This window comes from Deltaproteobacteria bacterium (genome assembly GCA_026712905.1).
Lineage (GTDB): Bacteria > Desulfobacterota > Binatia > UBA9968 > JAJDTQ01 > JAJDTQ01.
The window spans coordinates 1-14,416 of the sequence record JAPOPM010000223.1; the positions used below are offsets into that span (position 1 = coordinate 1).

The following is a 14,416-nucleotide window of genomic DNA, read 5'->3' on the forward strand; positions in this document are numbered from 1 at the left end:
CCGGAACCCCAAGAACTTCGATCAGGCCGAGGCCAAGTTCGCCAAGGTGACCGGCATCAAGAACAAGGCCGAAGCCGGCGTTTACCGGGATTGGCTGCAGAAGAACAAGGTCTTCCTGGCCAAGTGGGACAAGGAAACCGTGGATCACCAGTGGAACTTCCTCGAAATGGCCAAACGGCGCGGCGTCCTGGACTTCGTTCCGGACAAGAAGAAGCACGGGCTGATTCTCAACTAGTCGCGGTCACGGCGTCCGGGTCCTCGCGGCGGTTTCGGCCGGCGCGAGGACCCGGACCCTTCATTACCCATCTCTGACAGGCTCTCCCCATGATCAAGAGCAGGCCCGGTCTTGTGGCCGGGGTTCTCACCTTGCTGGCCTTCGTCCTGCTGTGGCAATTGGTATCGTTGCTGTTTCTGGCGGCTTTCCTGCCCGGACCGCAGGAGCTCGTTCAGCGGCTCGTCACTGTCTATTCCGATCCCAGCAGTTACACCGTGGTTTGGGATACCCTCCGCCGGATCATTCTGGGCTTGGGCTTCTCCATGGTCATCGGCGGCATTGCCGGTGTGATCATGGGGCTCCACCGGCACGTGGAGGCCTTCCTCGACGGCTGGATCATGGTGCTGCTCACGTTCCCGGCCATCTGCTGGGCATTTCTGGGAGTGTTGTGGTTCGGCCTCTCGGACATCGGACCGGTCTTCACCACGGTGCTCATCGTCTTCCCGTTCGTGGCCCTCAACGTCTGGGAAGGAACCAAGGCCATCGACAAGGAAGTCATCGACATGGCCAAGGTCTACAAGGCGAACCGGCACCTGATCGTCCGCAAGGTCATCATCCCGCAGCTCATGCCGTACCTCTTCTCGTCCATGCGCATCGCGCTCTCCCTGTCCTGGAAGATCGTGCTGGTGGGAGAGGCCTTCGCCGTAGGCAGCGGAGTCGGGCAGATGCTCGTGTTTCACTTCCAGGACACGCGGGTGGACATGATGCTCGCCTGGGGCGTGAGCTTCATGGTCTTCATGGTCCTGGTGGATGTGCTGATATTCCGGTCCTGGGAGAGACGGGTCTTCCGGTGGCGGCATCAGGTGGCCACGTAGGCGCGTCGCTCAACGTTCAAACTTATTTATCGTCCCACACAGGTATCGTTCATGGCTTCGACCGTCGTTCATGTAGACAAGTTGACCAAAAAGTTCCCCGCCCCCGGCGGCGGCGAAGATTTCGTGGTGCTCGACGCCGTGAGCCTGGACGTCAAGGAGGGCGAGTTCGCCAGCCTCGTGGGTCCTTCCGGCTGCGGGAAATCCACGCTCCTGAATGTCATTGCGGGCATTGAGGTGGAATCCGGCGGCAGCGTGACGGTGCATCCAGCCACCGAGTCGCCCGACGGCGCCATTCACGTGGGGTACGTTTTCCAGAGCGCCCGCCTGCTCAACTGGCTCACGGTGGACGACAACATCCGCTTTGCGCTGGAGGCCCAGGCCGTGCCCCGCGAGTTGTGGCGCGACCGTGTGACCAAGTACCTCGACATGGTGGGTCTTGCGGGCCAGGAGCCCAACTACCCCCTCAACCTGTCGGGCGGGATGCAGCAGCGGGTGGCCATCGCCCGCGCCCTGGCCATAGAGCCCGACGTCCTGCTCATGGACGAACCCTTCAGCCATCTGGACGAGATCACCGCGCGCAAGATGCGCATCGACCTGATGGAGATCCTCGAACGCGCAAAAACCACGATCCTGTTCGTGACCCACGACCTTCGCGAGGCGGTCTACCTGTCCGATAACGTGTACATGATGAGCACCAAGCCGGCGCGGATCTTCCGGCACGTCCCCGTGGACCTGCCGCGGCCGCGGCAGCCCGAGGATCCGCGTCTGTTCGACATGGAGAAGGAGCTGGTGCAGGAGTTCTTCGCCGTTCTGGAGCATCAGTCCCAATGAGCATGCGTTTCTACATGCGTGCGGCGTCCATGGTGGCGCTCGTAATGGTTTGGTGGATCGGCTCGCTGTTCACGCTGCCGGAGGTCCTGCCCAGCCCGTTCCGGATCCTCATGACCATGGGACGCATCCTGGTGGAGCTCGGTCCCGAGGGCCACTCGGCCTACTTCCACATCGGCATCACGATGTTCCGTATCGTCATCGCGTTCGTGGTGGCGATGCTCGCAGGCATCGGCATCGGACTGGCCATGGGACTCCGCAAGACCGTGGAGTACGCCCTCATGAGCCTGATCCCGCTGTTTCTCACCATCCCAACCATACTGATGGTGTTTCTGGCGGTGCTTTGGTTCGGTTTCAGCGAGACCGGGAGCCTCGTGGCGGTGATGGCGGTGGTGACGCCTTTCGTGACCGTGAACATGGCGGAAGGCACCAAGGCCATGGATAAGAGCCTGATGGACATGGCCAAGTCCTTCAAGGCCAACAGGCGGATGATGATACGGAAGGTCTACATCCCCCAGCTCATGCCCTACCTCATGTCCGCGTTCCGCTACTCCTTCGGCATGACCTGGAAGATCGTCGCCCTGGCCGAAACCTTCGGCATCAAGTTCGGCATCGGCTACATGTTTTTCTTCTGGTTCGAGAATTTCGACATGGAGCAGGTGCTGGCGTGGGTGCTGCTGTTCGTGATCCTGATGCTGATCATCGAATACGGCGTCATCGCCCGCTTCGAGCGGCGCGCCTTCGCCTGGCGCCGCACGTTCTCGGCCGCCGCCCTGTAGCCTGACCGACCACGCCGGTGGGGGCGTTATTGGCTGTGCGCCTTGATCTCCGCCATGGAGAACGGCCCGGCCCCCATCACCTGGTGCAGCTCCCACTCGATCAACTCGAACGTACAGAATCCGGCCGCGGTGTAGGGATCGCTGCCGGCGATCTCCTCCGCTTCCGGCCGTGAGTCCGCGCGTATGAGGTAGATGCCGAGCCTGCGGTCCGGTGTCGGTCCGGACATGACGATCTTCCCCGCCTCATGCTGGCGCTTCATCCAGGACAGATGATCGTCCAGCGTCACGGTCCACTCTTCCCTGGGCTTGGCGGTGCTCCTCAGTCCGATGAACCACATGCTCGTCTTCTCCTTTGACGTCCGCGTTCGGCGCCTACCGGGCGGCGCAAATGTCCCACCAGTTCTGGTCGAGGTCACTGAACACGAACGAGACCTCTCCGTTGTCCTCTTGCAGGTCGCCCACCTCGCCGATGCCAACGTCCTTTCCAGACGTACCGAACGCCCGGTGCGCGTCCACCACCTCCTGCTCGGTCTCCACCTCCAGCGTGAACCGGTTCAACGACGACACGTAGTGGCGCTTCCGCCCAGGCAGCACCACCACGTACCAGGGCGTGTCGAAGTGCTTGATGTACACCGACATCCTCCCACCGCCGAGAATCTCCAGACCCAGCACCTCGCTGTAGAACTTCGAGCTGACCGCCTTGTCGTCGCATTCACGGGTGCCGTGGCTCAGCGCCTGGGGCAAGTAGCCGCGGCCCGGAAACCGCTCCTCCGACATCTTCTCCCCCCACGGGTTGATGGCATTCCGCTGGCCGCGCACCACCGCCTCGTGGTCGTAGTACTCGATCTCCCAGTCGTTGCCGCCGGGCTCACGGAAATAGACGGAGTGGGCGAAGTGGTTCTCGTGGGGACGGCTGACGCGCATGAGCTTGTAGCGCTCCTTCTGCGACTGGATGTAGTCGTAGGCCGCGTTGACTTCGTCCAGGGTCTCCACCCGCACGCCGTAATGGTGCAGGTGCGGCTTGTCCACCGCCTCCGGCGAACCCTCGTGAACGACCAGCTCCCAGTCCGTATTGGGATGCTTCACCGTCGCCTGTCCGTCTCCCCGCCGCACGACGTCGAATGCCAGCAGATCCGTCAGCACCGGCAACGTGTCGTCCAGGGACTTGCATTCGTAGTGGCCGCGCTTGAGTGCGGTGGGCTTGATCATGTCGACTTCCTCCGTGAAAGATTCTCGCCCGGAGTGTTCCGCGTAAGCAGCCCGCGGCGGATTGGACGGGCTACGGTGCCAACTTAACGCATTTTCCGGGGTTGATGAAGTGTTGCCTTGTCTGACTGCCATCATGCTTGCGTTTCGCTCCTCTCCCTGTTTCCATCGACATGTGCCCGGCGGCCGTATCGAGGCACGCGGGAGACCCATGATGACGACCGAACCCAGCCATACGGCATGTTTCACCACACCCTTGTTCCCGGGCTTGGCCGTGGATTTGACGAAGGTTTTCCGAGGAAGGTTCCATTCATGCTGACCCATTTCCTCATCCGTCGCAGGCAGTCGTTTGCCGATAATCACGAATTCGGGGCTGCGTGCGCCTACGAGATCGTGGCGGGCGAGGTCCGCGGCGAGGTCACCCCGAACGACCCCCGTAACGCCTGTATCGTGAATCTCGCCAATGCGCCCCGGAACGAGCGTGGCGCCGTGGAGTACCGTTGCGACATCCACATCCTGCGGCCGAAGGACTTGGACAAGGGCAACCGGCGGATTCTGTACGAGGCACCCAACCGGGGCAGCAAACGCGGGTTGATGTTCCTGAACGACGCCCCCGAGTGCAACGACCCGGTGTCCCTGGAACACGCCGGCAACGGCTTCCTGATGCGTCACGGTTATACCTGGGTCACCTCCGGCTGGCAGGGAGACCTCGTACCCTGGAAGGACGGCATGGCGCTGGCCGTCCCCGTCGCCACCGACCACGGACAGCCGATCCAGCGACGGGTGCGCACCGAGATCTGCGTGAACCGCCCGGGAGTGCGCAGTCAGCCCTTGAGCGGCGATCCGCGCGTCCGCAGCTACGCCGCCGCCACCCTGGATAACGCCCACGCCGAACTGACCGTGAGGATGCAGTCCTACGGGGAGCGCCACGTCATACCCTCCTCCGACTGGGCGTTTGCAACGGAGGAGAACGCGGATCGCGGCGGAGCGCCGGCGGTTACGCCGAGCGCGTCACATTTACACCTGCCGGGAGGCTTCACCCCAGGGGCGATCTACGAACTCGTGTACACTGCCCGGGACCCGCTGGTGCTGGGCCTGGGGTTCGCCGCGGTGCGCGATCTGGTCTCGTTCCTGCGCTACCGGAAGGACGACGGCGCCGGGAATCCCAATCCGCTGGCCGAAGGAACCGGTGTCGAGAAGACGTATGCCTGGGGCCGTTCCCAGAGCGGCCGCTTCCTGCGCGACCTGGTCTACCAGGGTTTCAACGAGGACGAGGAGGGGCAGCCGGTGTTCGACGCCATCGCCCCCCACGCCGCGGGCGGCGGACGCATGTTCCTCAACTACGAATTCGCGCGGCCGGTCACCTCGTGCCAGCAGCACACCAACCAGCTCGAGCCCGAACTGTTCCCGTTCGCCTACAACGTCATGGAGGACCCGCAAACGGGCCGGAAGGACGGTATCCTGAAACGGCCGGCCACGGACCCGCTGGTGATCCATACCCAGACATCCACCGAATACTGGCAGAAGCGCGGGTCACTGGCGCACACCGACGGACGGGGAAACGATGTCCCCCTGCCCGACCGCGTGCGCGTTTACCTGATGGCCAGCACGCAGCACAACGCCCCCTACGGCACTCAGGTTGCAAGGGGAAAGACCCGGCATCCGAACAACCCCCTGCCCATCGGCCCGGCCCTGCGCGCCCTCATCGCCGCCATGGACCGCTGGGCCACCGACGGCACCGCCCCGCCCCCGAGCCATATCCCGCGCAACGCCGACGGCACGCAGGTCGACCCCGAGAGCCTGCGCAACGGCTTCCCGGCCATTCCCGGAGGGGGCTGCACCGGGCTCCACAACCGTCAGCTCTTCCTGGACTACGGCGAAGGCCTCGCCCGCGGCGTTATCGACGCCCGCCCGAAGCCGCCGCCCGACGGCGCCGGCTACACCGTCCTCGTGCCCGCGGTGGACGCCGACGGCAACGACGTCCCCGGGATCCGCCTCCCCTGGATCACGGTCCCGCTCGCCACCTACACCGGATGGAATCTCCAGTCCGAGGAGCTGGCCGAAGGCGAACTGTCGGGCCTGCTGGGCTCTTCCATCCCCTTCCCCCGGACCCGCGCCGAACGCGAGGCGGGCGGCGACCCGCGGTTGTCCCTGGAGGAGCGCTACCGCGACGTGGACGACTATCTCCAGCAGATAAGAACGGAAATCGAGTCCCTGGTCCAGGCCAGTCTCATGCTTGCCGAGGACACGGACGCGCTGGTGACCGATTGTCGTCAAGCGTTTCTGAACGGCGTGACCGATGATCCAGACCAAGGGACTTGACAACTTGTTCGTCAGGCATCGAAGGGAAGCATATGGCTAGAGCAGAAACCATCACTCTGAAACGCGCCGACTATGATGCCCTGGTGATCAGGAATGAGGAACTCGAGGACCTGCTGGCCGCTCGTGATGCAGACGACGGCAGCCGGATCCCTCATGACGCGGCTCTTGCCGTCATGAACGGCACGAGCCCTTGCGCCGCTTTTCGGAAACATCATGGGATGACACTGCGTGACCTTTCCGAGAAGACAGGGGTCGCTGCGAGCTACCTTTCCGAGATCGAGCGCGGTCTCAAACCCGGATCTGCCTCAGTGCTGTCCCGGCTCGCAGGGGTATTTGGCACGACCATCGATGCATTGGTCGAGGTTGATTGAAATGCTTGGTTAGTCCTGCGAGGGCCTCCTGAGAATCAACAGATCGCACACGAATGGTTCGAAAGACATCGGAATGTATTGAGACGGTAATCCCAGTGGGACGTTGTGTACGCGCTACGCGAGGAGGATGTCTTGTCGGAGAATTTGTCTATGCGCGTCAAAAGCCAATGGTGGAGAAGGCGGACCGGGAATACTACGTGTAAACAGGAGGATGGATCATGCTGATTGAGGCTAACGACGCTGAAACCGGAAAACGCTTTTCGAAAGAGGCGAAAGAGCTTGACGGGAGCACCCTTGAGAAACTGTTGTCGATGCAATTGACGCGACAGGGCGTCACGGACATGATTGATAACCTAAACGTCAGCGCCGATGTAAAAGTGCTACTCGACCGCATCGCACAGGCTACAATCACCATCGGCGGCGCAGTGGTCTGGATTGGGAGAATCATTCTCAAGGCGATCTTTTTCCTGCTCGGCGAGTTTCCACATGCGAGTTTCGGAGGCATAGCAGGCGCCGTGCTGGGCTACCTGGTGTCCGCGATTCCGGTCATCGGTGCCGTGCTGGGCGGCCCGGTTACGACGCTCCTTGTAATTCTTGGCGCAACATATGGCTTGATCAACGATGTCAAGTTCCGGGCGTTCAAGGCCAGGACCCTTGATGTCCTCAAACCCTTCGACGTTCTGAAAACGGCATGAAGCCATGATTACGACAAATACACCAGAATCAGAATGGAATGCCTTGGTCCAGGAACTCGACATCGAGAGAGTGGTTGACCAGGCCATTCAGTTCAAGGCCCAGTTGGAGATCGGAGAAGACGCCTACTGGTTCCTGAGAAAGGGAAAGGTCGCCGATCTTTTGTTGCACGGATCCCTTGCCGGTGTTGCTGGCGGTGCAACCGCAGCGACGCCTGTTGTCGCAGGCACTCTCTTCCCTGCGGGCGGAATACTCGGCATGATCGGCTTGGGAACGGCGGTGACACCGATCGGGTGGGTCATCGGAGCCGGCGCTTTGTCCGCAGCTTTATGGATGACGGGCAAGACCGTCTACGACAAATTGAGTGATGAATCGACCGAACGCATACCGAAGTACCTGAACACCCCGTTGGACGCGCTGGCATTCGGGGTTTTTGAGATGATGGCTCCACTTGCCTTGAGCATCGCCAACGCCGACGGAGAAATTGGCGCCGGGGAGAAAGACGAGATAGGCGGGTACTTCATCAGAAAATGGGGCTACAATCGAGAGTTCGTGCGCGCCGCGTTACGATTCTACACTTCTCGCATCGAGAACATCAGGGCCGAAGATATTGCTCGGTGTCTTGTGGAATTTCTGAAAGACCTTGAACAAAAACGCGACTGCAACGCTCGTAAAGTGTTGGAAAAGATTGGGCAGTTTCTGCAGAATCTGAATTCGATGAACCATGGGAACGACGGCTGGAACGACGAGGCGTTCCGCAACGTCGAGAAGATACTGCTCAGGAGCTAAGGGCTTCCAGGCCGGGCCGGAGGGGTCGTCACCGCGAAATCTTTCTCATCAAGGGCTCAGGCGGAAAGGCGATCCCAAGGGGTGCTGGAGCATCTCGGTCTCTGGGAACTGGCGAGTGGCATTTCGCATTGAAGAGGGTGACGCTTACGACGTCGACCGGCCCGACTACCACTAACAGATTGTTGAAAAACTCCCTACGACATGGGTCGGCGCCCTTCGACTTCGCTACGTTACGCTCAGGGCGAACGGTCAAGTCAAGGAGTTCTGATGAAAATTCCATTCGCCCTGAGCGTAGCGCAGTCGAAGGGTGCCGTTCGGAGTTTTTCAACATCCTGCTAAATGGGAGGCATGAGTATGGCGATGATCGATCCTCCGCATCCCGGACGACGCGTGGCATGGGGCATACCCTGGCCATGCGTTCACGAGTTCATGACCATTGCGACGCACCCCAGGATCTACGATCCGCCATCGAGCATCACCGAGGCCGTGGATCAAGTCGATGTTTGGCTTGAATCCCCCGTTGCCGTGTTCTTGCACGAGAGTGCTGAACACTGGGACTTACTGAAACGGCAGGTTCTGGCAGGTCAAGTGAAAGGCCCCATGGTTCATGATGCCAGGATAGCCACGATGTGCGTGAGCCACGGCGTCACCGAGCTTTGGACGGCCGACCGTGACTTCAGTCGCTTTCCGAGCGTTCCGACACGCAATCCGTTGCTTGGTTAGGACCTCTCGGATCCTGAGGGAAAGTGCCCCCGGCGAGACTCGAACTCACGACACCAGGATTAGGAATCCTGTGCTCTATCCTACTGAGCTACGGGGGCGTATGAGGAAGTCTAACACGGCGTTGGCCTCCCGGCACGCCGGGGGACCCGTTCCGAAGCCGTGAGGTGCGTTTCTGACACGCCCTCGCGCGGCTTGTCAAACGACTCCCGGTTCGTTGGGGCGCCCCGCGCTACCCGTCCGGCGGCACCTCCATGCCGCGCTGGACCGCGGGGCGGGCACCGATCATGTCGAACCAGCGCTTGACGCTCGGAAAGTCGGCCAGGTCCACCTCATGTCTCTCATGCCGGCCGACCCACGGGTAGGTGGCGATGTCCGCCACCGAGTAATCGCCGGCCAGATACTCGTGCTCTGAGAAACGCTTCTCCATTACACCGTACAGGCGGCGGGTCTCGTTCTTGTAGCGGTTGATGGCGTAGGGGACCTGCTCCTTGGCGCCGAGGAAGTGGTGCGCCTGGCCGAACATCGGCCCTACCCCGCCCATCTGGAACATGAGCCACTGCAAGACGTCATGGCGAGCGCGGGATTCCTCGGGCAGAAACCGGCCCCCGGACTTCTCGGAGAGGTAGAGGAGGATGGCACCCGACTCGAACAGGCTGTAGGGTTTCCCGCCCGGACCGTCCTGATCGACGATGGCCGGGATCTTGTTGTTGGGACTGATGGCGAGAAAATCGGGCGCGAACTGCTCGTCCTTGCCGATGTTGACGGGATGCACGGCGTAGGGCATCTCCAGCTCTTCCAGCATGACGGACACCTTGCGGCCGTTGGGTGTTCTCCAGGTATACAGATCGATCATGATGCCTCCTTCGTATCCATCTTGGCTTGCCCGCCGGCCCAATGCAACGGAAGCCCGGAATGCAGCATGTTACTCGACGCGCGCCTTTCTGGCCACCGAACCTGACCGGCATCTCACAGAGTCCGGCAACCGCATCCGAGGCGCTGCACGCGGCCGTGGCCGCTCCACGTTTGACAGGAAATACCGAGATTGACAGTATGTCCACGGATGTTCATGCGCGCCATGAACCTTGGCGCTCCGCCTGAGGATACCCGTCGAGTCCCGCGATACGAGGGCGGAAGGAATGGGAGCGACCGATGTCGGGAACAGAGATCATTTTCGAAGTGAGCGAGGACGAACTGGACGGAGGATACTCGGCCAGTGCGCTTGGTTTCGGCATCCACACGCAGGGCGACACCCTGGACGAACTCCGCCGTAATGTCAGGGAAGCGGTGGACTGCTACTTCGATGACCAAACTACTCGGCCGCGCCTTATTCGGTTGCACTACGTGAGGGACGAGGTGTTGGTGGCGTGAAGTTGCCGCGCGACGTAAGCGGCGCCGTCCTCCTGGCCGCGCTTCGTCGGATGGGTTACGAGAAGGTGCGGCAGCGGGGCTCGCACGTGCGAGTCACGACACAGAGGGGCGGCGAACACCACGAGGTCATCCCGTTGCACGAACCCATCAAGGCGAAGACCCTGTTGAGCATTCTGAAGAGCATCGCCCGGCATCACGGCATCGGCGTCGAGGAACTATTGCGGGAGCTCGACTTGCGATAGCCGTGGCTGTCCGGTCAGGCTCTGATACATGCCACGTTGTGCCCCCTCCTCTTCTCCACCAAGGGAACGGCTTGCGCCGTGCATTCCGCGATGCGTAGCGGGCAGCGGGATGCGAACCGACAGCCCGGGCCGGGGTTCAACGGCACGGCGGGCTCGCCTTCGAGGGGGCGCAGTTGGCCCGGGTGGCCGATGCGCGGACGCGTTTCGAGGAGCGCCTTGGTATAGGGGTGCAGGGGACGCTGCATTACGTCGTCCGTGGCGCCCTCCTCCATAATCTTGCCGCCGTACATGACCGCGATGCGGTCCGACACGTATTCGGCCACGTTGAGATCGTGGGTGATGAAGACCATGGTGAGCTGCAAGCGCCTGCGAAGCTCCTGCAGGAGGGCCAGTACCTGGGCCTGAATCGATACGTCCAGCGATGAGACGGGCTCGTCCGCCAGGATCAGCGAAGGCTCCGTGGCCAGAGCTCTGGCGAGGGAGATGCGCTGCCGCTGCCCGCCACTGAACTCGTGAGGGTAACGTTCGAGATGTTGGGCGGACAACCCCACCTGCTCGAGCAACTGCACCACACGCTCGCGCCGCGCGTTTCCGTGGAGGCCAAAATGGATTGACAGGGCCCGGCCGATGATCATCTCGGTGCGCATGCGTGGATTCAGCGAGGAGAACGGGTCCTGGAAGATAAATTGGATGTCCTTGCGGAGCGTCTTCATCTCGCCGGGCGAGGCCTTCAGGATGTCGCGGCCGGCGAGGGTCACATCCCCGGACATCACCGGAAGCAGCCTCGCGATGAGCTTGGCCGTGGTGGACTTGCCCGAACCGCTTTCCCCCACCAAGCCCAGGGTCTCGCCCCGGGCAACCTGGAACGAAACCCCGTCGACCGCCTGCACGGTGCGCCGTCCGTACAGGAGACGGCGAAACGCCCCTCCGCTCACGTCGAAATACTTGACGAGGTCACGGACGTGAAGCAGAGGCGGCGTGCTGCCGGCCGTGCGGGCGACTTCCATCATGCCGGTCCCGTCTTCACGTCGGTCGTGTTCCCGCGAGCCAGCGGATAGTGGCATGCGTAGACATGCCCGCGCTCCGCCGGCGTGCTCGCCGGCGAACGGGTCAGCTCCGGGATGTCCCGATTGCATCGCGGCTGGGCGTGGACGCAGCGCGGGTGGAAGCGGCAGCCCGGGGGCGGCGCGCGCAGGTCGAAGATCGTGCCGGGGACGCCCTGCAACGGCTGTCCCCGCTGGGGCACGGAGTTGATGAGCCCCGCCGTGTAAGGGTGTCTCGGGGCCGTGAATATCGCGTCGGTGCTCCCTACTTCCATCAATTTCGCCCCGTAAAGAACGGCGGCGCGCGTGCACAGCTCCGATACCACGGCCAGGTCGTGTGAAATGAACAGGAGCGCCAGGTTCATATCCCGTTGCAGCTCCCCGAGGAGCGACAGGATTTGCGCCTGAATCGTCACGTCCACGGCCGTCGTGGGCTCGTCGGCGATCAAGAGCGACGGTCCGCACGCCAGCGCGGCGGCGATGGTCACGCGCTGGCGCATGCCGCCGCTGAACTCGTGCGGATACTTGTTGAACATCTCCCGCGCCCCCGGCAGCTTGACGCGCTCGAACATCGCGACGGTGCGGCGCCGTGCCTCCGCGTGGCTCAAGTGAAGGTGATGGCGGTACACCTCGGCCACCTGCTCCCCCACGGTGTAGCCCGGGTTGAGGCTGGTCATGGGCTCCTGGAACACCATGCCGATCCTGCGCCCGCGAATGGACTCCATGGCGGACTCGTCCCGGGTTACGAGATCCTGGCCGCCGAACCAGATCTGCCCGCGCGTGATCCTGGCCGCCGGATCGAGCAGGCGCATGATGGACAGCGCGGTCACGGTCTTGCCCGATCCCGATTCCCCTACGATGCCCAGGGCCTCGCCCGGCTCCAGGGTGAACGAAACGTCGTCCACCGCCCGCAGGCTCTCCACGCCGAGGTTGAAGTCGACGGTCAGGTTGTGCACCTCGAGCAAGGCCATCAGCGCATCCCTCCCCGGCGCCGGGTGCGGGGATCCAGGTGGTCCCGGATCGCGTCTCCGATCAGCACGAAGCTCAGCACGGTCAGCGCCAGCGCCGCGCCGGGAAAGATCGCCAGCCAGGGGGCCTCCTCGAGCCATTGCTGCGCATCGTTCAACAGGCCGCCCCAACTGATGGTCGGCGGGACCAGGCCCAAGCCCAGGAAGCTCAGGGAAGCCTCCACCGACACGGCGCTGGCGAAGTCCAGCGTCACCTGCACCGCCAGGGGCGGAAGCACGTTGGGCAGGATGTAGAGGAACAGGATGGCCAGCCGTCCTTCACCGATGGCGTGGGCGGCCTCGACGTATTCCCTCTCCTTCTGGTCGAGCACGCTGCCGCGGATGATGCGCGCGTAGCGTGGTATCGAGCTGAAGGCGATGGCGAACCACAATGACACGACCGATGGTCCCATCAGAACCACCAGGACGATGGCCAGGAGCCGGGCAGGGAACGCGATGATAGCGTCCATGCATCTCTGGGTCACGTCATCCACGAGGCCGCCGATGTAGCTCGTGACCGCCCCGAGCGGCGCGCCGATCAACAGCGCCAGCAAGGCGGCGCCGATGGCGACCCTGAAACTGATGGAGGCGCCGGCGAGGACCCGCGACAACAGGTCCCTTCCGCTGCGGTCCGTGCCCATCCAATGGGACCAGCTCGGCGCCGCGAACCGGTTCCGGACATTGGGCTGGTCGGGTTCGTAGGGGACGAGCCGCGGACCCACGAACGCGGCGAACAGCATGACCACGAGCAGGATCATGCCCACCATGGCGCGCCGGTCACGCAGGAAGAACCCGCTGACGCGCTGAGTCAGCGTTTCCTGGTGCCATGCCGGGGCCGCCGTTGGTTCGGCGCCGGAAGCGGCATCCATCGGGTTCGTGTTCATCGCCTTGCCATGACTGAGAGCAAAACAGCCGCTTCGTACTCCGTCCTACGCCGTCGCGTACCGTATCCGCGGGTTTAGGTACGCGTAGATGAGGTCCACGAAGAAATTGACGACGACCACGAGCACCACCATCCACAGGACCACCGCCTGGATGACCGGGAAGTCGCGGGCGTAGATCGCTTCGATCAGCAGCCGGGAGAGGCCGGGGTAGCTGAAGAGCGTCTCGATGACGGTGGAGCCTCCCAAGAGCCGCGCGGTATTCAGGCCGACCACGGTCACGGTGGCTATCAGTGAGTTTTTCAGCACGTGCTTCCAGATCACCAGTTGGCCCGGCAATCCCTTGGCGCGGGCCGTGCGCACGTAGTCTTGATGCAGTTGGTCGAGAAAGTCCGTGCGCTGGAACCTGAGGATGTTGGCCGCCACGTCGAGTCCCAGCACGGTCGCGGGCATGATCAGGTGCCTGAGGAATCGCAGGAAGTCCTCCTGGGGGGCCACGTAACCGATGGAGGGCAGCCACCCCAGGTAGATGGCAAACACCAGGATCACGATCATGCCGAACCAGAAACCCGGCACGGCGACCCCGAACAGCACGAAGCCGGACGCCAGGTGGTCGACCCAGGTGTCGTTCTTCACCGCCGCCCATACGCCGAAGGGGACGGCGACGGCGATGGCGATGAACAGGGAGGCGGTCCCGAGGTACAGGGTGGCGGGCACCCTGGACAGCACGACGTCGATCACCGGAACCCGAAAGACCACGGACTTGCCGAAGTCTCCCTGCAAGGCATCGCCGAGCCAATAGAGGTATTGAATCGGAATCGGACGATCCAGGCGCAGCTCCCGGAACATGCGGTCGTAGATCTCATGGGGCACCGCGGTGACGTCGTCGGCATAGTAGCCGAGCATGCTCAGGACAGGATCACCGGGTATGATGATGATCAGGACGAAGACCGCCACCGTCACCAGCAACACGGTGGGAATCATCTGGAGAGCGCGGAGCAGCGTGTAGCGGATCATGCGCTTCGTGGGAGCCGCCACGCGCTTTCAGTCGCGACGGCTCCCACTTTCATGACGA

General features: G+C 62.7%; 18 protein-coding genes, 1 tRNA gene and 1 pseudogene. 12 read left to right on the top strand and 8 right to left on the bottom strand.

The annotated features are described in order from the left end of the window. The 4 genes from OXF11_18460 to OXF11_18475 form a co-directional block, all read left to right on the top strand. Positions 1-235, top strand: a 235-nt coding sequence (locus OXF11_18460; GenBank protein ID MCY4489080.1) for a hypothetical protein, incomplete at its 5' end; no start/stop codon positions are given. Between the two features lie 89 nt (positions 236-324). Continuing rightward, positions 325-1,089 (top strand): ABC transporter permease, encoded by a 765-nt coding sequence (locus OXF11_18465; GenBank protein MCY4489081.1) that lies wholly within the window; start codon positions 325-327, stop codon positions 1,087-1,089. A gap of 81 nt (positions 1,090-1,170) precedes the next feature. Next, on the top strand, positions 1,171-1,920 hold the full coding sequence (locus tag OXF11_18470) for an ABC transporter ATP-binding protein (protein ID MCY4489082.1): 750 nt from the start codon (positions 1,171-1,173) through the stop codon (positions 1,918-1,920). Beyond that, the gene (locus OXF11_18475) at positions 1,917-2,696 is read left to right on the top strand and encodes an ABC transporter permease subunit (GenBank protein MCY4489083.1); all 780 of its coding nucleotides are present in this window, start codon (positions 1,917-1,919) and stop codon (positions 2,694-2,696) included. The genes OXF11_18470 and OXF11_18475 overlap by 4 nt, the downstream gene beginning before the upstream one ends. A gap of 26 nt (positions 2,697-2,722) precedes the next feature. Here OXF11_18475 and OXF11_18480 read toward each other — a convergent pair whose 3' ends face one another. Both OXF11_18480 and OXF11_18485 read right to left on the bottom strand, forming a co-directional pair. After that, positions 2,723-3,034, bottom strand: a complete 312-nt coding sequence (locus OXF11_18480) for a YciI family protein (GenBank protein ID MCY4489084.1) — start codon at positions 3,032-3,034, stop codon at positions 2,723-2,725. A 34-nt stretch (positions 3,035-3,068) separates the two neighbouring features. Then, on the bottom strand, positions 3,069-3,905 hold the full coding sequence (locus tag OXF11_18485) for a VOC family protein (GenBank protein ID MCY4489085.1): 837 nt from the start codon (positions 3,903-3,905) through the stop codon (positions 3,069-3,071). Between the two features lie 309 nt (positions 3,906-4,214). Between OXF11_18485 and OXF11_18490 the strand changes: the two genes are divergently transcribed. The 6 genes and pseudogenes from OXF11_18490 to OXF11_18515 all read left to right on the top strand — a co-directional run bounded on the left by OXF11_18490 (position 4,215) and on the right by OXF11_18515 (position 8,800). Then, positions 4,215-6,224: an alpha/beta hydrolase domain-containing protein gene (locus OXF11_18490; protein ID MCY4489086.1), complete on the top strand. Its 2,010-nt coding sequence runs from the start codon at positions 4,215-4,217 to the stop codon at positions 6,222-6,224. 32 nt (positions 6,225-6,256) lie between these two features. Next, on the top strand, positions 6,257-6,595 hold the full coding sequence (locus tag OXF11_18495) for a helix-turn-helix transcriptional regulator (protein MCY4489087.1): 339 nt from the start codon (positions 6,257-6,259) through the stop codon (positions 6,593-6,595). A 218-nt stretch (positions 6,596-6,813) separates the two neighbouring features. Continuing rightward, complete coding sequence (locus tag OXF11_18500; protein ID MCY4489088.1) at positions 6,814-7,290, top strand: hypothetical protein; 477 nt, start codon at positions 6,814-6,816, stop codon at positions 7,288-7,290. A 43-nt stretch (positions 7,291-7,333) separates the two neighbouring features. Further along, complete coding sequence (locus OXF11_18505) at positions 7,334-8,077, top strand: hypothetical protein (GenBank protein ID MCY4489089.1); 744 nt, start codon at positions 7,334-7,336, stop codon at positions 8,075-8,077. A 64-nt stretch (positions 8,078-8,141) separates the two neighbouring features. After that, positions 8,142-8,252: pseudogene (locus OXF11_18510) on the top strand (type II toxin-antitoxin system RelE/ParE family toxin). A gap of 179 nt (positions 8,253-8,431) precedes the next feature. Next, positions 8,432-8,800 carry a VapC toxin family PIN domain ribonuclease gene (locus OXF11_18515; protein MCY4489090.1) on the top strand — a complete coding sequence of 123 codons (369 nt, stop codon included), beginning with the start codon at positions 8,432-8,434 and terminating at the stop codon, positions 8,798-8,800. Between the two features lie 24 nt (positions 8,801-8,824). Here OXF11_18515 and OXF11_18520 read toward each other — a convergent pair. Beyond that, a tRNA-Arg gene (locus OXF11_18520) sits at positions 8,825-8,898 on the bottom strand. Between the two features lie 131 nt (positions 8,899-9,029). Further along, on the bottom strand, positions 9,030-9,653 hold the full coding sequence (locus OXF11_18525) for a glutathione S-transferase N-terminal domain-containing protein (protein ID MCY4489091.1): 624 nt from the start codon (positions 9,651-9,653) through the stop codon (positions 9,030-9,032). Positions 9,654-9,949: 296 nt separating this feature from the next. Here OXF11_18525 and OXF11_18530 point away from each other — a divergent pair, with 296 nt between their 5' ends. Together OXF11_18530 and OXF11_18535 are read left to right on the top strand one after the other, a co-directional pair. Further along, positions 9,950-10,168 (top strand): type II toxin-antitoxin system HicB family antitoxin, encoded by a 219-nt coding sequence (locus OXF11_18530; GenBank protein ID MCY4489092.1) that lies wholly within the window; start codon positions 9,950-9,952, stop codon positions 10,166-10,168. After that, on the top strand, positions 10,165-10,410 hold the full coding sequence (locus OXF11_18535) for a type II toxin-antitoxin system HicA family toxin (GenBank protein MCY4489093.1): 246 nt from the start codon (positions 10,165-10,167) through the stop codon (positions 10,408-10,410). The genes OXF11_18530 and OXF11_18535 overlap by 4 nt, the downstream gene beginning before the upstream one ends. Before the next feature lie 14 nt (positions 10,411-10,424). On the opposite strand, the gene OXF11_18540 is transcribed toward OXF11_18535, so the two are convergent. The 4 genes from OXF11_18540 to OXF11_18555 are packed head-to-tail and all read right to left on the bottom strand — an operon-like array spanning position 10,425 to position 14,379. After that, on the bottom strand, positions 10,425-11,420 hold the full coding sequence (locus tag OXF11_18540) for an ABC transporter ATP-binding protein (GenBank protein MCY4489094.1): 996 nt from the start codon (positions 11,418-11,420) through the stop codon (positions 10,425-10,427). Then, positions 11,417-12,424, bottom strand: coding sequence for an ABC transporter ATP-binding protein (locus OXF11_18545; GenBank protein ID MCY4489095.1), 1,008 nt, complete (start codon positions 12,422-12,424; stop codon positions 11,417-11,419). The genes OXF11_18540 and OXF11_18545 overlap by 4 nt, the downstream gene beginning before the upstream one ends. Then, positions 12,424-13,329, bottom strand: coding sequence for an ABC transporter permease (locus OXF11_18550; protein ID MCY4489096.1), 906 nt, complete (start codon positions 13,327-13,329; stop codon positions 12,424-12,426). Before OXF11_18550 ends, OXF11_18545 begins: the two co-directional genes overlap by 1 nt. Before the next feature lie 60 nt (positions 13,330-13,389). Beyond that, a complete protein-coding gene (locus OXF11_18555; protein MCY4489097.1) occupies positions 13,390-14,379 on the bottom strand; it encodes an ABC transporter permease in 990 nt (329 codons plus the stop codon). Positions 14,380-14,416 lie beyond the last annotated feature (37 nt).